The sequence below is a fragment of the Streptomyces sp. DSM 15324 genome (genome assembly GCF_001514285.1).
Taxonomy (GTDB): domain Bacteria; phylum Actinomycetota; class Actinomycetes; order Streptomycetales; family Streptomycetaceae; genus Streptomyces.
In genome coordinates, this window is sequence record NZ_KQ949036.1 from 32521 (window position 1) to 52431 (window position 19911).

At 72.5% G+C, this 19911-nt stretch carries 14 protein-coding genes; 12 read left to right on the forward strand and 2 right to left on the reverse strand.

Translation table 11 applies throughout. From position 1 onward, the window contains the following. From gatA to AQJ58_RS34155, 9 genes are all read left to right on the forward strand, one after another. Positions 1 to 1503, forward strand: coding sequence for an Asp-tRNA(Asn)/Glu-tRNA(Gln) amidotransferase subunit GatA (gene gatA / locus AQJ58_RS34115; RefSeq protein WP_067257239.1), 1503 nt, complete (start codon positions 1 to 3; stop codon positions 1501 to 1503). Continuing rightward, positions 1500 to 1739: a hypothetical protein gene (locus AQJ58_RS34120; RefSeq protein ID WP_067008367.1), complete on the forward strand. Its 240-nt coding sequence runs from the start codon at positions 1500 to 1502 to the stop codon at positions 1737 to 1739. Before gatA ends, AQJ58_RS34120 begins: the two co-directional genes overlap by 4 nt. 15 nt (positions 1740 to 1754) lie before the next feature. Beyond that, on the forward strand, positions 1755 to 3269 hold the full coding sequence (gatB, locus tag AQJ58_RS34125; RefSeq protein WP_067257242.1) for an Asp-tRNA(Asn)/Glu-tRNA(Gln) amidotransferase subunit GatB: 1515 nt from the start codon (positions 1755 to 1757) through the stop codon (positions 3267 to 3269). Positions 3270 to 3354: 85 nt separating this feature from the next. Further along, the gene (locus tag AQJ58_RS34130) at positions 3355 to 3897 is read left to right on the forward strand and encodes a hypothetical protein (RefSeq protein WP_420712201.1); all 543 of its coding nucleotides are present in this window, start codon (positions 3355 to 3357) and stop codon (positions 3895 to 3897) included. Positions 3898 to 4073: 176 nt separating this feature from the next. Beyond that, positions 4074 to 6338 (forward strand): MMPL family transporter, encoded by a 2265-nt coding sequence (locus tag AQJ58_RS34135; protein ID WP_067257245.1) that lies wholly within the window; start codon positions 4074 to 4076, stop codon positions 6336 to 6338. Continuing rightward, a complete protein-coding gene (locus AQJ58_RS34140; RefSeq protein WP_067257248.1) occupies positions 6316 to 6891 on the forward strand; it encodes a GNAT family N-acetyltransferase in 576 nt (191 codons plus the stop codon). Before AQJ58_RS34135 ends, AQJ58_RS34140 begins: the two co-directional genes overlap by 23 nt. 36 nt (positions 6892 to 6927) lie before the next feature. Continuing rightward, the gene (locus tag AQJ58_RS34145; RefSeq protein WP_067257251.1) at positions 6928 to 7485 is read left to right on the forward strand and encodes a hypothetical protein; all 558 of its coding nucleotides are present in this window, start codon (positions 6928 to 6930) and stop codon (positions 7483 to 7485) included. A 199-nt stretch (positions 7486 to 7684) separates the two neighbouring features. Beyond that, a complete protein-coding gene (locus AQJ58_RS34150) occupies positions 7685 to 7939 on the forward strand; it encodes a hypothetical protein (protein WP_067257254.1) in 255 nt (84 codons plus the stop codon). Positions 7940 to 8061: 122 nt separating this feature from the next. Further along, positions 8062 to 11058, forward strand: a complete 2997-nt coding sequence (locus AQJ58_RS34155; RefSeq protein ID WP_067257691.1) for a helix-turn-helix transcriptional regulator — start codon at positions 8062 to 8064, stop codon at positions 11056 to 11058. A gap of 19 nt (positions 11059 to 11077) precedes the next feature. Here the strand turns inward: AQJ58_RS34155 and AQJ58_RS34160 are convergent, their stop codons facing one another. Together AQJ58_RS34160 and AQJ58_RS34165 are read right to left on the reverse strand one after the other, a co-directional pair. After that, on the reverse strand, positions 11078 to 12238 hold the full coding sequence (locus AQJ58_RS34160) for a PQQ-dependent sugar dehydrogenase (protein ID WP_234360381.1): 1161 nt from the start codon (positions 12236 to 12238) through the stop codon (positions 11078 to 11080). 126 nt (positions 12239 to 12364) lie between these two features. Then, on the reverse strand, positions 12365 to 13363 hold the full coding sequence (locus AQJ58_RS34165) for an aldo/keto reductase (protein WP_199844755.1): 999 nt from the start codon (positions 13361 to 13363) through the stop codon (positions 12365 to 12367). A gap of 75 nt (positions 13364 to 13438) precedes the next feature. Here AQJ58_RS34165 and AQJ58_RS34170 point away from each other — a divergent pair, with 75 nt between their 5' ends. The 3 genes from AQJ58_RS34170 to AQJ58_RS34180 all read left to right on the forward strand — a co-directional run bounded on the left by AQJ58_RS34170 (position 13439) and on the right by AQJ58_RS34180 (position 19901). After that, the gene (locus AQJ58_RS34170; protein WP_067257261.1) at positions 13439 to 14413 is read left to right on the forward strand and encodes a 2-hydroxyacid dehydrogenase; all 975 of its coding nucleotides are present in this window, start codon (positions 13439 to 13441) and stop codon (positions 14411 to 14413) included. A gap of 365 nt (positions 14414 to 14778) precedes the next feature. Next, positions 14779 to 17835 (forward strand): putative bifunctional diguanylate cyclase/phosphodiesterase, encoded by a 3057-nt coding sequence (locus AQJ58_RS34175; protein ID WP_067257264.1) that lies wholly within the window; start codon positions 14779 to 14781, stop codon positions 17833 to 17835. Between the two features lie 221 nt (positions 17836 to 18056). Beyond that, positions 18057 to 19901, forward strand: coding sequence for an acetolactate synthase large subunit (locus AQJ58_RS34180; RefSeq protein WP_199844756.1), 1845 nt, complete (start codon positions 18057 to 18059; stop codon positions 19899 to 19901). Positions 19902 to 19911: the final 10 nt, after the last annotated feature.

A 19911-nucleotide genomic window follows, 5' to 3' on the forward strand; every position in this document is an offset into this window, starting at 1 on the left:
ATGACGGACAACGTCACCATCATCAAGCTCACCGCCGCCGAGACGGCCGCGAAGATCGCCTCCGGCGAGCTCACCGCCGTCCAGGTCGCCGAGGCGCACCTGGCCCGCATCGAGGCCGTCGACGAGAAGGTCCACGCCTTCCTGTACGTCGACCGCGAGGGCGCCCTCGCCCAGGCCCGTGCCGTGGACGAGAAGCGCGAGCGCGGCGAGAAGCTCGGCCCGCTCGCCGGTGTCCCGCTCGCGCTCAAGGACATCTTCACCACCGAGGGCGTTCCCACGACCGTCGGTTCGAAGATCCTCGAGGGGTGGATCCCGCCCTACGACGCGACCCTCACCAAGAAGCTGAAGGCCGCCGACGTCGTCATCCTCGGCAAGACCAACATGGACGAGTTCGCCATGGGGTCCTCCACCGAGAACAGCGCCTACGGGCCGACCGGCAACCCCTGGGACCTCACCCGGATCCCCGGTGGCTCCGGCGGCGGTTCCTCCGCCGCGCTTGCCTCCTTCCAGGCGCCCCTCGCCATCGGCACCGACACCGGCGGCTCCATCCGCCAGCCCGCCGCCGTCACCGGCACGGTCGGCGTGAAGCCGACGTACGGGGCCGTCTCGCGCTACGGCATGGTCGCCTTCTCCTCCTCCCTCGACCAGGGCGGCCCCTGCGCCCGTACGGTCCTGGACGCGGCGCTGCTGCACGAGGTGATCGCCGGGCACGACCCGCTCGACTCCACCTCGATCGACACCCCGGTCCCGCCGGTCGTCGAGGCCGCCCGCAACGGCAGCGTCGAGGGCATGCGCGTCGGCGTCGTCAAGCAGTTCCGCGGCGAGGGCTACCAGGCCGGTGTCATCCAGCGGTTCGACGAGTCCGTCGCGCTGCTGAAGGACCTGGGCGCCGAGATCGTCGAGCTGGACTGCCCGTCCTTCGACCTCGCCCTGTCGGCGTACTACCTGATCGCCCCGTCCGAGTGCTCCAGCAACCTCGCCCGCTTCGACGGGCTGCGCTACGGGCTCCGTACGGGCGACGACGGCACCCACTCGGCAGAGGAGGTCACCTCCCTCACCCGGGCGGAGGGCTTCGGGCCCGAGGTCAAGCGCCGGATCATGCTCGGCACGTACGCGCTCAGCTCCGGCTACTACGACGCGTACTACGGCTCCGCCCAGAAGGTCCGCACGCTCATCACGCGCGACTTCGAGAAGGCCTTCGAGCAGGTCGACGTGATCGTCTCGCCGACCACCCCGACCACCGCCTTCCCGATCGGCGAGCGCGCCGACGACCCGATGGCGATGTACCTGGCCGACCTGTGCACCATCCCGACCAACCTCGCGGGCAACGCGGCCATGTCGCTGCCGTGCGGTCTGGCCCCGGAGGACAACCTCCCGGTCGGTCTCCAGATCATCGCCCCGGCGCTGAAGGACGACCGGCTGTACAAGGTCGGCGCCGCCGTCGAGGCCGCCTTCGTGGAACAGTGGGGTCACCCGCTCCTGGAGGAGGCTCCGTCGCTGTGAGTGCACTGAACAAGGCCAAGGGCTTCAAGAAGTCCAAGTCCGGCACCTACCTGTCGATGGCCGGCACGGCCTTCGGCGCCATCGGTGTGGCCAAGCAGATCAAGAAGGCCCGCGCCGAGCACGACACGCTGCGGCTCATCGACGCGACCGTCTCCGCGGTGGCGATCGTCACCGGCCTCGCCATCCTGTACCGCGAGCTGAAGCGGCTGGGCGACGACGACGTCCTGCTGGGCTGAGAGGGAAGTTTCACCGTGACCACCACGACCGACCTGGTGTCGTACGAGGACGCGCTGGCGTCGTACGACCCCGTCATGGGCCTCGAGGTCCATGTCGAACTCGGCACCAAGACCAAGATGTTCTGCGGCTGTTCGACCGAACTCGGTCAGGACGCCAACACGCAGACCTGTCCCACCTGCCTCGGCCTGCCGGGCTCTCTCCCGGTCGTCAACGCGACCGGCGTCGAGTCCGCGATCAGGATCGGTCTCGCGCTGAACTGCGAGATCGCCGAGTGGTGCCGCTTCGCCCGGAAGAACTACTTCTATCCGGACATGCCGAAGAACTTCCAGACCTCCCAGTACGACGAGCCGATCGCCTTCAACGGCTACCTCGACGTCCAGCTGGAGGACGGCGAGATCTTCCGTGTGGAGATCGAGCGCGCCCACATGGAGGAGGACACCGGCAAGTCGACCCACGTGGGCGGCGCGACCGGCCGGATCCACGGCGCCTCGCACTCGCTGCTCGACTACAACCGCGCCGGCATCCCGCTGATCGAGATCGTCACCAAGCCGATCGTCGGCGCCGGCGAGCGCGCCCCCGAGGTCGCCCGGGCCTACGTCCGTGAGCTGCGCGAGGTCATCAAGGCGCTCGGCGTGTCGGAAGCCCGCATGGAGATGGGGCAGATGCGCTGTGACGTGAACCTCTCGCTGATGCCCAAGGGCAGTGAGAAGTTCGGCACGCGCTCCGAGACGAAGAACGTGAACTCGCTGCGTTCCGTGGAGCGCGCGGCCCGCTTCGAGATCCAGCGGCACGCGGCCGTCCTCGGCGGCGGCGGGACGATCGTCCAGGAGACCCGCCACTTCCACGAGGACACGGGGTCGACGACCTCGGGCCGGGTGAAGGAGGAGGCCGAGGACTACCGGTACTTCCCCGAGCCGGACCTGGTGCCGGTGGCCCCCTCGCGCGAGTGGGTCGAGGAGATCCGGGCGGACCTCCCCGAGCTGCCGCTGGTCCGCCGTACCCGGCTGCTCGCCGAGTGGGGCATCTCCGCCACCGACATGCAGGCGATCCTCAACGCCGGCGCCCTGGAGCCGATCGTCGCCACGATCGACGCCGGTGCCGACGCGGCCTCCGCCCGCAAGTGGTGGATGGGCGAACTGGCGCGCAGCGCCAACGAGTCGGGCACGTCCCTGGACGAGATGGCCATCACGCCGGAGCAGGTCGCCCGGGTCACCGAGCTGGTCTCCAAGGGTGACCTGAACGACAAGCTGGCCCGTCAGGTCATCGAGGGCGTCCTCGCGGGCGAGGGCACCCCGGACGAGGTCGTCGACAAGCGCGGGCTGAAGGTCGTCTCCGACGAGGGCGCGCTGACCACCGCCGTCGAGGAGGCCATCGCCGGCAACCCCGGCATCGCCGACAAGATCCGCGGTGGCAAGGTGGCCGCGGCCGGTGCCCTGGTCGGCGCCGTGATGAAGGCCACGCGCGGGCAGGCCGACGCGGCCCGCGTCAAGGAGCTGATCCTGGAGAAGCTGGGGGTCAGCGAGGGCTGACCTCGGGTGATCCCGGAGAGGGGGTGCGTCCGCTCGGGCGCACCCCCTCTCGCGCTCTCAGCCTGAAGCGCTACGCTCGCGCGCCATGAGTGCACGAACCGACTCAGGGCCACAGGGCGACATAGACGCCGCGGCTGCCACGGACGACACGGGTGACGCGGACGGCGCCGGTGACGCGGACGGGGCGGACGACGCGCCCGGCTCCGACGTTCCCGACCGGGCGGCCGACGCCGACGCCTCGGATGCCTCCGACGCCCCCGTGGCCGCAGCCGACGACCTCGACGACTCCGACGACTCCGAAGACTCCGAAGACGCCGAAGACTCCGAAGACGCCGACGACTCCGACGACGAGTACGACGAGTACGACGAGTACGGCTACTACGAGGACGCCCGGCGGGCCCGCTGGACGGCGACCGCGACCGGGGCCCTGCTCACCCTCGCCGGTCTCGCCGCGTCGCTCATGCGCCTGAGCGGCACCGCCCCGGCCTTCGTCCCGGCCGCCTACGCCCTCGGCGCGGTCGTCTGCGCCGTGGCGGGCCTCCTGGGCGCCCGGGGCCGTACCCGCCGCGCCCTGTGGCTGCTGATCGCCGGCGTGATGGTGATGGCGTTCGGCGACCAGGCCGACTGACGTGCGCCGACACCGACGCCGTTATTGTCCTGTGATCTGCCTCCCACTCTTGTGAAAAGACACACGAACGCATCAAAGGATCTTCACCGCCTGCGAGAGTGGCAGCGCATTGCTCATGCGTTCTTTGCGGGCTGTTTCCCGGTCAAAGATCCACAATTCACCCCGGGAGCACGTCAGTGGCAGCCCTCGCACGTTGGTGTGTACGCAACCGCCTCGTCACGGTGGTGCTCTGGCTTCTCGCTCTCGTCGGCACGGCCACCGCCGCCGTCGCCACCGGCTCCGCCTACTCCAACGACTACGAGGTCCCCGGCACCGAGTCCGGCCGCGCCACCCAGTTGCTCGCCGAGGGGTTCCCCACCCTGGGGGGCGACAGCGACACCGTCGTCTGGCACACCGCCTCGGGCACCGTCCGCGCCGCCGACGTCGAACAGAGCATGACCCGGGCCCTGGACAGGATCGCCGACCTGCCCGGGGTCGCCTCCGTGACCGGCCCCTACGGCGAGCGGGGCGCCGCGCAGATCAGCGAGGACGGGCACACGGCGTACGCCACCGTCACCTTCGCCGACCGCGCCGAGGACATCGACGCGTCCGAGGCACAGGCCGTCGTCAAGGCCGCCAAGGCCGCCGAGAGCGACGGACTCCAGGTCGAGCTGGGCGGCAGCGCGATCGCCCTCACCGAGTCCTCCGGCGGACACCTCGCCGAGATCGTCGGTGTGGCCGTGGCCGCCGTCGTGCTCTTCCTCGCCTTCGGCTCGCTCGCCGCCTCGCTGCTGCCCATCGCCACCGCCCTGGTCGGCGTCGGCACCGCCTACGCCGGCATCCAGCTCCTCGGGCACGCCATGACCGTCGCCGACTTCGCGCCGATGCTCGGCATGCTGGTCGGTCTCGGCGTCGGCATCGACTACGCGCTGTTCATCGTGACCCGCCACCGGCGGGGCCTGAAGCGGGGCCTCACGGTCACCGAGGCCGCCACCAACGCCGTGGCGACGACCGGACGCGCCGTCGTCTTCGCGGGCGCCACGGTCTGCATAGCCCTGCTGGGCATGCTGATCCTGCGCCTGAACTTCCTGAACGGCGTCGCGATAGCCGCCTCCCTGACCGTCGTCCTCACGGTCGCCGCCTCCATCACCCTGCTGCCCGCCCTGCTGGCCTGGATCGGCCCGCGCGCCCTCAGCCGCCGCGAACGCCGCCGGCTCGCCGAGCACGGGCCCGAACCGGAGCTGCCCACCGGGTTCGCCGCCCGCTGGTCGGCGTTCGTCGAGCGCCACCCCAAACTCCTCGGCTCGCTCGCGGTCGTCGTCATCGCCGTCCTCGCCCTGCCGACGTTCTCCCTGCGCCTGGGCACCTCCGACCAGGGCAACGACCCGAGGACGACCACCACCCGCCAGGCCTACGACCTCCTGGCCGGGGGCACCTCCCGCTCGAGCGCAGCCGAGAGCGGGGGAGGATTCGGCCCGGGCGTGAACGGCCCGCTGACCCTGGTGACCCGTCTCGACGGCGCCGAGGACCGGCTCGCCCTCGACAACCTCGACACCACCCTGCGCGCCACCGAGGGCGTCGCCTCGGTGACCCCGGTGACCTACGACTCCGGCGGACACCTCGCGTACCTCACCGTCGTACCGGACTCAGCCCCGCAGTCGAAGAGCACCAGTGAGCTGGTCGACCGGCTGCGCGAGGAGGTGCTGCCCCGGGCCGAGACCGGGACCACCCTCGACGTCCAGGTGGGTGGGGTCACGGCGGGCTACGACGACTTCGCCGGGGTCATCGTCGGCAAACTGCCGCTCTTCGTCGGTGTCGTCATCGGCCTCGGCTGTCTGCTGCTCCTGCTCGCCTTCCGCTCCGTCGGCATCCCGCTCAAGGCCGCCGTGATGAACGTGTCCGCCGTCGCCGCGGCCTTCGGGGTCGTCGTCGCGATCTTCCAGTGGGGCTGGGGGAGCGAACTGCTCGGGCTGGGCCGGGCCGGCCCGATCGAGCCCTTCCTCCCGGTCATCATGGTGTCCGTCCTCTTCGGCCTCTCCATGGACTACCAGGTGTTCCTGGTCAGCCGGATGTACGAGGAGTGGCTGGAGACCGGCGACAACCGGCGTGCCGTACGGGTCGGCCTCGCCGAGACCAGCCGCGTGATCAACTCGGCGGCGGTCATCATGATCTCGGTGTTCCTCGCCTTCGTCCTCAGTGGCGACCGGGTGATCGCCATGTTCGGCATCGCGCTCGCCGCGGCCGTCGCCCTGGACGCCTTCGTCCTGCGCACCCTGCTGGTGCCCGCGCTGATGCATCTGCTCGGCGGCGCCAACTGGTGGCTGCCGCGTCGCCTCGACCGCCACCTGCCCCGGATCAGCATCGAACCGCCCGAGTGCCGTGCCGCCCATGAGAGGCTCACCGAGGTGGTCGAGGCGCTGGAGAAGGAGCGGGAACCGGATGTACGCGATATCGCTGGGTGACGACGGGGCCGAACTGCGGCCGCTGGAAACCTGGCACGCCGAGGAGTTCCTGGCGCACCTGGAGCGCGGCCGCGACTTCATCAACGCGTACATCCCCTTCGGCTCCCAGGCCACCGACACCGCCGGCGCGCGCGAGGTGCTCCAGCGGTACGCCGACCAGCGCGCCGCCGACACCGGTTCCCTGCACGGACTCTGGCTGGAGGGGCGGCTCGTCGGCGGGGTGCTGTTCCTGAACTTCGACGCGGAGAGCGGCAACTGCGAGGTGGGCTGCTGGCTGGAGCCCGCCGCCACCGGGCGCGGCCTGGTCACCCGGGCCATGCGGACCCTGATCGACTTCGCCGTCGAGCGGCGCGGGATCCAGCGCGTCGAGTGGGTCGCCTCGGCCGGCAACACCGACAGCCTGAACGTGGCCCGGCGGCTCGGGTTCACCCGCGACGGCGTCCGCCGGGAGGCCTACCCCTATCGTGGGGTGCGGCACGACCTCGAAGTGTGGTCCGTGCTGGCCCGGGAGTGGCGTGCCGCACACGGGCGCGCCGCTCACAACGATCATTAAGGGACCTCTCAGAGAGCGTCCGTACGGTGCGAGGTTATGGGAACCAAGACTGTTGACGAGGCCGCCGACGAGCAGACGGCGGACCTCACCAAGACCGACGCGTCCGACGACGTGACCGAGACCGACCTGGACGCCGACCCGGACGACGACCTGGACGCCGGGCCGGACGCCGATCAGGGCGACGCCGTCGCCAAGGAGGGCACCCCCGGCGTCGGCCAGGGCGCCGGCGCCGTCGTCGCCGCCGTGCTGGGCTTCGTGTCGCTCAGTGGCAGCTGGATCGGCACGGTCGCGGGCGCCCGCCAGACCCTCGTGGGCCAGCTCCAGACCTCGTCGACCGCGGGCGTCGCCAAGCAGGTCCAGGCCCTCTACGGCGACGCCTGGCACGCCACCGCCCTGTGGGCCGGACTGTTCGCGCTGACCGCCCTGGTCGTCGGTGTCGTCGTGCTGGCGCGTCCCGCGTTCGGCAACCCCGGCCCGCAGGCCCCCTGGATCAAGTCGGTCTCGTGGGCCGGCGTGGTGCTCGGTGTGATCGGCCTGCTGCTGGCCGTCCTCAAGTACACCGATGCCCTGCTCGGCCTGCCCTCCGCGAGCTGAGGACCGCGCACGTCACGAGGGGCCTCAGGGCCGCCGTAAGCACCTTACGGCGGCCCTGAGGCCCCTCACGCGCGTCTAAGGCCCCCGCCCCCGGCCGAAGATGCGGCACTCTCCCGATGTGACGGAACCCCCTCGGGGACGAGGGTGGGGACAACACGGCAGGCGCCACGCCGGCCGGCCGTCCCGAGGGGGAAGCACCATGTACGCGTACGAGATCCAGCAGGCCCGTGCCGCCGAACTGCTGCGCCGGGCCGCGCACGAGCGGCTGGCCCGCGAGGCCGTCCGCGGCCGCCGCGCCGCCCGTCTCGAGGCCGCCGAGCGCGCCGAGCGCGTCGCGCGTGCCGCCCGCGCCGGTCGTGCCGGCCGGGAGGGCGAGTCCGACGGCGACGGCGGCGCGTCCGCGTCCCGTCGCGCCCGGCCCCGCGGACCCCGCCGGTCCGCCCGCCCGGCATGACCGCCGCGGGCGGGCCGGGGGGCGGCCGCACAGGGGTCGGCCGCCCCCCGGCACCGGCAAAGGCGCCGTCGGCCACAGGCGGGGTGGCGATATCGAGTGGGCCGGTGCCGGCCTCGCGTGCGATGCTCGCCCCCGTGGAGAACAGGTCCGTCAGTCCCGTCTTCGTCGGCCGCCGCGACGAGCTCGACCTCCTGGAGGACGCTCTTGCCCGCGCCGCCGCCGGAGAGCCGCAGGCGTTTCTGATCGGCGGCGAGGCCGGGGTCGGCAAGACCCGCCTCGTCGAGGAGTACACGGCCGTGGCCGCCCGCCGGGGCGCCGTCGTCGCGCTCGGCGGCTGTGTGGAGATCGGTGCCGACGGACTGCCCTTCGCCCCGTTCTCCACCGCCCTGCGCGCCCTGCGCCGCGCCCTGCCGGACGAACTGACCGCGGCCGCGGCCGGCCAGGAGGCCGAACTCGCCCGGCTGCTGCCCGAGATGGGGGAGACCCGGCCGGGGCGGCACGACGAGGAGGGCATGGCCCGCCTCTTCGAGCTCACCGCACGCCTCCTGGAACGCGTCACGGCCGACCGCACGGTCGTCCTCGCCCTGGAGGACCTGCACTGGGCCGACGCCTCCACCCGCCACCTGCTCTCCTACCTGCTGCGCACCCTGCGCACCGGCCGCCTCGTCGTCCTCGCCACCTACCGCGCCGACGACATCCACCGCCGTCACCCGCTGCGCCCCCTGCTCGCCGAACTCGACCGGCTGCGCACCCTGCGCCGCCTCGAACTCGGCCGCCTCACCCGTGAGGAGACGGGCCGTCAGATCGCGGGCATCCTCGCCCAGGAACCCGACCCGGCCCAGGTCGACGACATCTTCGAACGCTCCGACGGCAACGCCTTCTTCGTCGAGGAGCTCGCCGTAGCCGCCCACGAGGGCTGCTGCACCGGCCTCACCGACTCCCTGCGCGATCTGCTCCTGGTCCGGGTCGAGGCGCTGCCCGAGACCGCCCAGCGCGTCACACGGATCGTCGCCGAGGGCGGCGCCACCGTCGAGTACCGGCTGCTGGAGGCCGTCGCCCGGCTCGGCGAGGACGAGCTGATCACCGCGCTGCGGGCCGCCGTGGACGCCAACCTGCTGCTCGCCACCCCCGAGGGCGACGGCTACCGCTTCCGCCACTCCCTCGTCCGCGAGGCCGTCGGCGACGACCTGCTCCCCGGCGAGCGCTCCCGCCTCCACCGCCGCTACGCCGAGGCCCTCGAAGCCCATCCGGCGCTCGTCCCCGCCGAAGAGCGCGTGATGCGGCTGGCCAGCCACTGGTACCACGCGCATGAACCGGCCAAGGCCCTGCCCGCCGTCCTGGCCGCCTCGGTCGAGGCCCGCTCCCGCAGCGCCTACAGCGAGCAACTGCGGCTGCTGGAGAGGGCGATGGAGCTGTGGGACACGGCCCCTGAGGACGTGCGGTCCCGGCTGCGCCCCGTCGACCACACCGAGGCCTACCCGCCCTGCGGCTGCGACCCCGCCTCCACCCCGCTGCGCTACCTCGACCTGATGGCCGAGGCCGCGGTCGCCGGCCGCTTCTGCGGGGACCGCGAACGCGCCCTCAAGATCACCAAGCGGGCGCTGCGGCTCCTCGCCGACGAGGACGACCCGTTGCGCTCCGCCTGGTTCTGGGTCCAGCGCTCCCGGCTGGTGCGCTCGCTGGGCCGGGGCAGCGGCCGCGAGGAACTTGCCCGTGCCCAGGACCTGGTCCGCGGCCTGCCGCCCAGCGAGGTGCACGCCCAGGTCCTCGTCCGCGCCGCCAACTGGTCCATGATCCACTCGCCGGGTCCGGAGGCGTACGACGACGCCGAGCGCGCGGTCGCGTACGCCAGGATGGTCGGCGCCCGCGAGACCGAGCTCGACGCCCGCCAGGTGCTCGGCGCCCTCAAGGTCGACGCGGGCGCCATCGAGGCCGGACTGGCCGAGATGTACGAGGTGAAGGAGCGGGCCCTCGCCGAGGACATCACCTCCGTCGCGCTCAGTGTCTACATCAACCTCCCCTCCGAACTGGAGGCGGTCGGCCGCTCCCGGGACGCCGTGACCCTCCTGGAGGAGGGCGTCGCCTTCGCCGAGCGGCACGGCCTGAACGACACCAAGGCCTGGGTGTGCGGAAACCTCGCCGAGTCCCTGTTCTCGCTGGGCCGTTGGCAGGAGTCGGAGGCCGCCTCCGCCGCGGTCGCCGACCGGGTCGGGCAGGGCGTGGCGGCCCAGGGCATCCACGCCACCCGCCGCGCGGAACTCTCGCTGGCACGAGGCGACTTCGGCGAGGTTCAACGCCAACTCACCCTCGCACAGAGCCTTTTCGGCGCCCATGAGCGCGCCGCCCAGCACCACCTCCCGCTCACCCGGATCGCCGTCGCCCTGGCCGTCGCCGAGGGCCGCCCCGCCGACGCCCGCGCCCACCTCGAACGGGCCCTGGAGCCCGGTTTCCCGCCCGGCGCCCAGCGCTACGCCTGGCCGCTGCTGATCACGGCCGCCGAGGCCGGACCCGACGTCCTGGACGCGCTCCGCAAGGCCGCCCGGTCGGTCGCGGCCCCCGCCCCGGTCTGGCAGGCGCACGCGAGCTGGCTCCGCGCCGAACTGCTGCGCGCCGAGGGCCGCGCCGGCCCGGACGACTGGTGCGAGGTGGTCACCGCCTTCGAGCGGCTGGAGCGCCCCTACGACCTCGCCCGCACCCGGCACCGCCTCGCCGAGGCCCTGCTGGCGGCGGGCGACGAGGACCGCGACCGCGCGACCGAGCTTCTGCGCCTCGCCCACGCCGTCGCCGGGCACCTCGGGGCCCGCCCGCTGACCGACACCGTGACGTCCCTGGCCCAGCGGGCCCGCATCGCCCTCACCCCGAAGACCTCCGCCGACCCCGCCGACCCCGCCGACACCCTCGGCCTGACCAGCCGGGAACGCGACGTCCTGCGCCTGGTCTGCGCCGGCCGCACCAACCGCCAGATCGCCGCCGCGCTCTTCATCTCCCCGAAGACGGCCAGCGTCCACGTCTCGAACATCCTCGCCAAACTGGGCGTCGCGGGCCGCGGGGAGGCGGCCGCCCTGGCCCACCGGCTGGGGGTCTTCCCGCCGGAGCGGGGAGAGCGCGCGCTCGCCTGAGGACCCGGGCCCCGCCCGTTCAGCTCACCTTGAGTTCCAGGATCCGGTCGTCGCCCTTCTTCGGGGTGCCGCGGCCGTCCGTGTTGCTGGTGGTGACCCAGAGCCTGTCGCCGCCCGCCGCGACCACCGTGCGCAGTCGGCCGTGATCGCCCTGGAGGAAGGGCTGGGGGGCGGCCGAGGCCGCGGTGCCCTTGAGGGGGATGCGCCACAGGCGCTGTCCCTTCAGGCCGGCCATCCAGATCGAGCCCTCGGCGTAGGCGATGCCGCTGGGGGAGGCGTCGTCGGTGTGCCACTCGGCTATCGGGTTCACGTACGCCCCGTCGTCCGACGTGCCCTCCGCAGCCGGCCAGCCGTAGTCGCCGCCCGGCTTGATCGCGTTCAGTTCGTCCCAGGTGTTCTGGCCGAACTCCGAGGCGAACAGCCGCTGGTCGGAGTCCCAGGCCAGCCCCTGTACGTTCCGGTGGCCGTACGAGTACACCGCCGAGTCGGGGAAGGGGTTGCCCGGAGCCGGTTCGCCCTCGGGGGTCAGCCGCAGGATCTTGCCGCCCAGGGACTTCCTGTCCTGGGCCAGGCCGCGGTCGCCGCTCTCGCCCGTCCCGGCGTACAGCATCCCGTCGGGTCCGAAGGCGATCCGGCCGCCGTTGTGGATCATGCCCTTGGGGATGCCCTTGAAGACCGTGTCCGGCGCGCCCAGCTGATCGCCGGCGGGCCGCTTCGGGTCGTAGATCATCCGGACGATCCGGTTGTCCGAGACGGAGGTGAGGTACGCGTAGACCATGTGGTCCGAGGCGTAGTCGGGGGAGAGGGCGAGGCCGAGCAGTCCGCCCTCGCCGGCCGCGGAGACCCCCGGGACCTCGCCGACCTCGGTCTTCCTGCCGCTCGACTCCTGTACATGGGTGATCGTGCCCTCGTCGCGCGAGCCCACCAGGAGTCCGCCCTCGGGGAGCGGGGCCAGCCCCCACGGCGAGTTCAGGCCCTCGGCGACCGTGCGCACGACCTCGACCGTGCCCTTCGCGGGCGGGGTCGCCTCGGCGCTCGGGGAGGACGAGCCCCGGACCGCCGTACGGCTCGCGGACGCGCTCGGGCCCGCCCCGGACGACCCCCCGTGACCCGACGAGCAGCCCGCCGCGAACAGCAGCGCACCCGCGGCCAGCCCGGCCGTCACCACTCGACCTCGCACGATCGCGCTCCCTTCGACACGGGGATCCCGCGGCAGCCTCCACCCGTGACTACGCGGGACCCGCCCTCCAGGTTCCCGATCCGGGCCGGTCCCACCCGAAAGCGGCACCGGAAGACCGCACGGCGCTCACTCCCACGATCCCTGGGCGGCGGGCAGCTCCGCCACCTCGGCCAGATCCCGGGACGTCAGCCGCAGCCCGGCCGCACCGGCGTTCTCCACCACCCACCGTTCCTGCTTGGCGCCCGGCACCGGGACCACGTGCCGCCCCTGCGCCAGCACCCAGGCCAGCGCCACCTGGGCGGCCGTCACCCCCTCGCCGTGCCGCGCCGCCACCCGGCGCAGACCGGCGACCACGGACTGGTTCGCGGCCATCATCTCGGCCGTGAAACGGGGGTGGCGGGCCCGCATGTCGTCCGGCTCGAAGCCCTCGCCCGGGGTCAGCGTGCCGGTGAGGAAACCATTCCCCAGCGGCATCGCCGCCAGAAACCCCACCCCGCGCTCCGCGCACCACGGCAGCAGCGCGTCCAGGGCCTCCGGCGACCACACCGACAGCTCCGCCTCCACCGCGCTCACGGGGAACACCTGCTGCAGCCGGCGCAGCTGCGCGATCGTCGGGTCGTGCAGTCGCCCACCGGAGCGCCGGCCGCCCCGCGCTCCCACCGCGCACAGCCCCAACGCCCGTACCTTGCCCGCCCGTACGAGCTCCGCCATCGCGCCCCAGGTCTCCTCGACCGGGACCTCGGGGTCGGCGCGGTGCAGCTGGTACAGGTCGATGACCTCCGTCTGGAGCCGCCGCAGCGACGCGTCACAGGCGCGTCTCACGTACGCGGGGCGGCCGTTGGCCACGATGTGCTGCTCGCCCACGAGCAGGCCGACCTTCGTCGACACGAACGCGTCCTCGCGCCGCTCCTTCAACACCCGCCCCAGTAAGAGCTCGTTGGTGAACGGGCCGTACATGTCGGCCGTGTCCAGCAGGGTCGAACCCAGGTCCAGTGCCCGGTGCACCGCCCTCACCGATTCCTCGCCCCGCCGCCGCGACCCGCTGTATCCCCAGCTCATCGGCATGCACCCGAGTCCGACGGCCCCCACCGAGAGCGCCCCCACACCGATCGTCCTGCGCTCCACCTGCCCGCGACCCTCCCTGTTACGACCCCCCAACCTAACCTCTGCACACGCGCGTACCTCAATTAGCCTCTCGGCATGAGCATCGACCCACCCCGTGACGTATGGCTGCCCATCCCCCCGCAGGAGATCGAGGGTCTCCCCGAAGGGTTCGACTACCTCTTCTGGGACGGAGGAGAGGACGGCGACCAGCCGTACCCCGGTGACCCCGCCGACTGCGTGGTGTACGTCGTGCCGTACATGAAGGCGCAGCGGGTGCGGGTGGCGCCGCTGGCCGAGATGCGGCGGGTGCGGGTCGTGCAGACGCTCACCGCCGGGGTGGACGACGTCACCGCACGGCTGGCGGACCTGCCGCCCGGTGTGCGGCTCTGCAACGCGCGCGGGGTGCACGAGGCCAGCACCGCCGAACTGGCGCTCACCCTGACGCTCGCCGCGCTGCGGGGGATCCCGCAGTTCGTGCGGGCCCAGGACCGGGGGCACTGGGAGGGCGGCTTCCATCCGGCGCTCGCCGACAAGAACGTGCTGGTCGTCGGGTACGGGGCCATCGGCGCCGCCATCGAGGACCGGCTCGTTCCGTTCGAGGTGGCGCGTGTGGCGCGCGTCGCGCGCTCCCAGCGCACGACGGCGCGCGGGCTTGTGCACCCCTTCACCGAACTGCCCGCCCTGCTGCCCGACGCGGACGTGGTCATCCTCTCCACCCCGCTCACCGAGACCACCCGCGGCCTGGTCGACGCCGAGTTCCTGGCCCGGATGAAGGACGGCGCGCTCCTGGTCAACGTGGCCCGCGGCCCGGTCGTCGACACCAAGGCGCTGCTCGCCGAACTGGAGACGGGCCGCCTCACCGCCGCCCTGGACGTCACCGACCCCGAACCCCTGCCCCCCGCGCACCCGTTGTGGCGCGCGCCCGGTGTGCTGATCAGCCCCCACGTCGGCGGCCCCACCTCCGCCTTCCTGCCGCGCGCCAAGCGGCTGCTGGTGGACCAGTTGGGACGGTTCGTGAACCGGGAACCGCTGCGCCACGTGATCCTGACGACGGGTGCGGCAGCCGTGTAGTCCGGTTCCGGCACCCTCCGCAGTCCCCCGGGCGCGGTGCGTACGCATATGCCGATGATCGTCACAGAGCGTAGAGAACCTATGTCCCTGAGTGACGAGACTGGTGTATCGTCCCGACAGGGGCTGCGCCGCGACCTTTCGGCGCCTGGGACGGACATTTCAGACTTGTGAGGGGGGCGACGGGCGATGCACGGCCTATGGACGAACGATCCGACGCGGCGGAGCCGCCGGCGGCGGCCCTGGCGCACGGCCGCGAGCAGACACGGTCACGACACCCACCCCGGCCGTCACCGCCACCGGCACGGCCGCCGGATTCAGGCGCACCGGGACCCGAGGGACCCGGCGCCGCGGACGTGGGGGACCCGGTGAGTACGCCGACGACCTCCACGACCCTCCTCGACGGAGTCGACCCGGCCCCGCGCGACCGGTCCCCGGCCAAGAGGCCGCCGACCGGGCGCCCGGCCTTCGGCGCCGGCAAGAACGTGGTGCACCAACTGGTGCTGGCCCTCCTCTGCGCGGGATACGCCGTCGGTTCCGCACTCGGCTGGGGCTCCGACGAACTCGCACTGATCATGGGCGACTTCGGACTGACCGCCGCGGCGGGCGCCGCCGCCGTCTCCTGCTTCCTCTACGCGCGCACCCGGCGCGTCCGCTTTCGACCCGCCTGGCTGCTCTTCGCCCTCTCCTCGGCCATGGCCGCCCTCGGCAACCTCGTCTGGGGGTGGTACGAGGTCGTCCTCGGACGTCCCGTGCCCAGCCCCAGCTACGCCGACCTGTTCTTCCTGTGCTTCGCGCCCCCCGCGATCGTGGGGCTGCTGGTGCTGGCGGCCCGGCCCGTCACCAAGGCCGGCTGGGTCTGCCTGGTGCTCGACGCCTGGCTGATCGCCGGCTCGCTGCTCACCCTCTCCTGGAGCCTCGCCCTCGCGCAGGCCGCGAAGTTCGACGGACCGAGCGTGGCGCACGCGGCCCTGTCGCTGGCGTACCCGCTGCTCGACATCGCCCTGGTGAGCATGGTCCTCGTCCTGCACTTCCGAAGGGCCTACGTGAACCGCACGGCCGTCAACACGGCCGTCGGCGCGCTCGCGCTGACCGTGATGTGCGACGCCCTGTTCACCTCGCCGCTCATGCACAACAACTACCACTCCGGCCAGCTCCTCGACGCGGGCTGGTTCGCGGGCTCCCTGCTCCTGGCCTACGCCCCCTGGGCCGCCACCCGGCAGCAGGGGGCCGCCGACGAGGGACACACGCGCGTGGTCCACGAGCACGTACCGGGACAGCACCCCGGCGGACACCCGCACGCGGCCCCGCACCCCTCCGCGGGCGCCCACCCACCCGCGCAGTCGCCCCCGCAGGGCGGCGACCACGGCCGCTATCCGGCCAACCGGCCCATCACCGGCTCCCTCGCCGCCCTCACCCCCTACCTCGCCGCCGCCGTCTGCACCCTGGGGATCCTCTACAACGTCCTCAACGGCCGCAGCGTCGACCGCGTGGTGCTGCTCACCGGCGGCGCGGTCGTGCTCGCCCTCGTGGTGCGCCAGGGGATCATGCTGCTGGACAACATCACCCTCACCCAGGAACTGGCCCAGAAGGAGAACCACTTCCGCTCCCTGGTGCAGGGCTCCAGCGACGTCATCATGATCGCCGCCCCCAGCGGCATCCTGCGGTACGTCTCCCCGGCCGCCGCCGGGGTCTACGGACGGCCCGCCGAAGCGCTCGTGGGCACCGAGCTGGCCGACCTCATCCACCCCGAGGACCTCGGCTGCGTGGTGCACGAGGTGCGCCGCTTCCTCGCCGCCAACCCCCAGGACGAGCCCACCACCCGCATCGAGTGCCGATTCCGCTCCGGCGAGGCCGACAGCGGGGGCGGCTGGCTCAACGTCGAGTCCACGGTCAACCGCCACCACGGCGGCCTGATCTTCAACAGCCGGGACGTCACCGAACGGGTGCGCCTCCAGGCCCAGCTCCAGCACAACGCCGAGCACGACCCCCTCACCGACCTGCCCAACCGCGCGCTGTTCACCCGGCGCGTCCAGCAGGCCCTGTCCGGCCGCCGCAGCTCCGACCGGGGCACCGCCCTGCGCAACACCGCTGTCCTCTTCATCGACCTCGACGGCTTCAAGGCGGTCAACGACACCATCGGCCACCAGGCCGGGGACGCCCTCCTCGTCCAGGCCGCCCGCCGGCTCCAGGACGCCGTCCGCAAGGGCGACACCGCGTCCCGGCTCGGCGGCGACGAGTTCGCCGCCCTGATCGTCGGCGACACCACCCGCGACCGGGCCGCACGGGAGCGGCACATCCTGGAGCTCGCCGACCGCCTCAGGGTCACCCTCTCCCAGCCCTACCCGATCGACGGCAACGACGTCAGGGTCGCCGCCTCCATCGGGGTCGCCTTCGCCGAACCCGGCCTCGGCGCGGGCGAGATCCTGCGCAACGCCGACCTCGCGATGTACCGCGCCAAGGCGGGCGGCAAGGGCCGGGTCGAGCTGTACAAGCCGCAGATGCAGCAGGACGTCGTACGCAAGGCGGAACTCGCCACGCGGCTGCGGGCCGCCCTGCACGACGGCGAGTTCGCCCTGCTGCACCAGCCCGTGGTCCGGCTGGACGACGGCCGGATCTCGTCGGTCGCCGCCCAGGCGCGCTGGCGCTCCTCCCAAGGGGTCCTGTTCACCCCCGCCGAGTTCCTGCGGGTCGCGGAGGACGGCGACCGGACCGCCGAACTGGGTCGCTGGATCCTGGAGGAGGCCGTCGAACAGGCCGCCGACCGGATCGCGAGCGGACTCACCGTCCCCGTGGCGGTCCGCACCAGCGCCCGCCGGCTGCTGGACCGGTCGACGCCGCTGGGCTCCGTGGAGGCCCTCCTCACCCGGCACGGACTGCCCTCCGGCTCCCTGCTGATCGAACTGGCGGACCTCGACCACAAGGTGGCCCTGGACGAGCTGGAGCGCCGCCTGGGGGCGCTGCGCCGCCTCGGCGTCCGGATCGCCCTCGACGGCTTCGGCGGCGGCTACGGCGCCCTCACCGCGCTGCGCCGGCTCCCCGTCGACGTCCTCAAGCTCGACCGCTCACTGGTCGAGGGGGTCGTCGAGTCCGCGCGGCTGCACAAGATCACCAGCGGGCTGCTGCGGATCGCCTGCGACCTCGGGCTCCCGTCCGTGGCCGAGGGCGTGGACCTGCCCGAACAGGTCGTGGCCCTGCGCGCGATGGGCTGCACCCACGGCCAGGGCATGGCGTTCTCCGGGCCGCTCGACGAGTACCGGCTGCGGCGGGCGCTCGCCACCGGCCGCTACTCGGTGCCGCACGGTCCGGTGGAACCCGCGTTCGCGGGCGGCGCCCCGGGGGTGTACACCAGTGGGGTGACGGCCGTCCTGGGGAGCGGAAGTGGACTGCGCTCACATACTGAGACTCCTGTCCCACCCACTTGACAGTCGGTGCGCGCCAGGGGGAGGGTCAATGCCATGCGCACCCGAATTCTCGTACTTGGAAAGCGCGTCGGCTGAAGCTGGTGACGCCCGGGAAACCCCGGACTCCCAGCGACCCACACCCGGCGCGCTCCCCTCGCTTGCCTTTCGGCACGAGGGGTTTTTTGTTGCACAAAACGCAGTGAACCCGCAGTAAAACCCTCAGCATCGAGAAGAGAATGCCGATGACCGAGCAGGCCACCGGGGCCCATCCGCAGCCCCGGCCCCGATCCGGAGGACACTCCGCCACCGTCGAGCACGTCACGGGCGCGCAGTCCCTCATCCGCTCCCTCGAGGAGGTCGGCGCCGAGACGGTCTTCGGCATTCCCGGCGGTGCGATCCTTCCCGCCTACGACCCGATGATGGACTCCACCCGGGTCCGCCACGTCCTGGTCCGGCACGAGCAGGGCGCCGGCCACGCGGCCACCGGCTACGCGCAGGCCACCGGCAAGGTCGGCGTCTGTATGGCGACTTCCGGCCCCGGCGCGACCAACCTGGTCACCCCGATCGCCGACGCGCACATGGACTCGGTGCCGCTCGTGGCGATCACCGGGCAGGTCGCGTCGAAGGCGATCGGCACGGACGCCTTCCAGGAGGCGGACATCGTCGGCATCACCATGCCGATCACCAAGCACAACTTCCTGGTCACCAAGGCCGAGGACATCCCGCGGGTGATCGCCCAGGCCTTCCACATCGCCTCCACCGGCCGCCCCGGCCCGGTCCTGGTCGACATCGCCAAGGACGCCCTCCAGGCGAAGACCACCTTCTCCTGGCCGCCCACCATGGACCTGCCCGGCTACCGCCCGGTGACCAAGCCGCACGCCAAGCAGATCCGCGAGGCCGCCAAGCTGATCACCGCCGCCAAGCGGCCGGTCCTGTACGTCGGCGGCGGCGTGATCAAGGCCGGCGCCACCGCCGAGCTGAAGGTCCTCGCCGAGCTGACCGGCGCGCCCGTCACCACCACCCTGATGGCGCTGGGCGCGTTCCCCGACAGCCACCCGCAGCACCTGGGCATGCCCGGCATGCACGGCTCCGTCGCCGCGGTCACCGGTCTGCAGAAGGCCGACCTGATCGTCGCCCTCGGCGCCCGCTTCGACGACCGCGTCACCGGCAAGCTGGACAGCTTCGCGCCGTACGCCAAGATCGTCCACGCGGACATCGACCCGGCCGAGATCGGCAAGAACCGCGCCGCCGACGTGCCCATCGTGGGCGACGCCCGCGAGGTCATCGCCGATCTGATCCAGGCGGTGCAGAAGGAGCACAGCGAGGGCCAGCAGGGCGACTACACCGCCTGGTGGAAGGACCTCAGCCGCTGGCGCGAGACCTACCCGCTCGGCTACGACCAGCCCGCCGACGGCTCGCTCTCCCCGCAGCAGGTCATCGAGCGCATCGGCCGGCTCGCCCCCGAGGGCACGATCTTCGCGGCGGGCGTCGGCCAGCACCAGATGTGGGCCGCCCACTTCATCCAGTACGACAAGCCCGCCACCTGGCTGAACTCCGGCGGCGCGGGCACCATGGGCTACGCCGTCCCGGCCGCGATGGGTGCCAAGGCCGGAGCGCCGGCGAAGACCGTCTGGGCGATCGACGGCGACGGCTGCTTCCAGATGACCAACCAGGAACTCACCACCTGCGCCCTGAACAACATCCCGATCAAGGTCGCCATCATCAACAACGGCGCCCTCGGGATGGTCCGCCAGTGGCAGACCCTGTTCTACAACCAGCGGTACTCCAACACCGTGCTGCACTCCGGGCCGAACGACGTCAACCCGGACGCCCGCGGCACCCGGGTCCCCGACTTCGTGAAGCTGTCGGAGGCCATGGGCTGCCACGCGATCCGCTGCGAGTCCCCGGACGAGCTGGACAAGGTCATCGAGGAGGCGAACTCGATCAACGACCGCCCGGTCGTCATCGACTTCATCGTCCACGAGGACGCGATGGTCTGGCCGATGGTCGCCGCCGGCACCTCCAACGACGAGATCATGGCCGCCCGGGACGTCCGCCCCGACTTCGGCGACAGCGAAGACGACTGAGCCGCGAAGA

Coding starts and splice junctions, on each gene's coding strand:
- gatA (WP_067257239.1), top strand. CDS start 1: ATGACGGACAACGTCACCATCATCAAGCTCACCGCCGCCGAGACGGCC.
- AQJ58_RS34130 (WP_420712201.1), top strand. CDS start 3,355: ATGAGTGCACGAACCGACTCAGGGCCACAGGGCGACATAGACGCCGCG.
- AQJ58_RS34140 (WP_067257248.1), top strand. CDS start 6,316: ATGTACGCGATATCGCTGGGTGACGACGGGGCCGAACTGCGGCCGCTG.
- AQJ58_RS34145 (WP_067257251.1), top strand. CDS start 6,928: ATGGGAACCAAGACTGTTGACGAGGCCGCCGACGAGCAGACGGCGGAC.
- AQJ58_RS34150 (WP_067257254.1), top strand. CDS start 7,685: ATGTACGCGTACGAGATCCAGCAGGCCCGTGCCGCCGAACTGCTGCGC.
- AQJ58_RS34155 (WP_067257691.1), top strand. CDS start 8,062: ATGCTCGCCCCCGTGGAGAACAGGTCCGTCAGTCCCGTCTTCGTCGGC.
- AQJ58_RS34170 (WP_067257261.1), top strand. CDS start 13,439: ATGAGCATCGACCCACCCCGTGACGTATGGCTGCCCATCCCCCCGCAG.
- AQJ58_RS34180 (WP_199844756.1), top strand. CDS start 18,057: ATGACCGAGCAGGCCACCGGGGCCCATCCGCAGCCCCGGCCCCGATCC.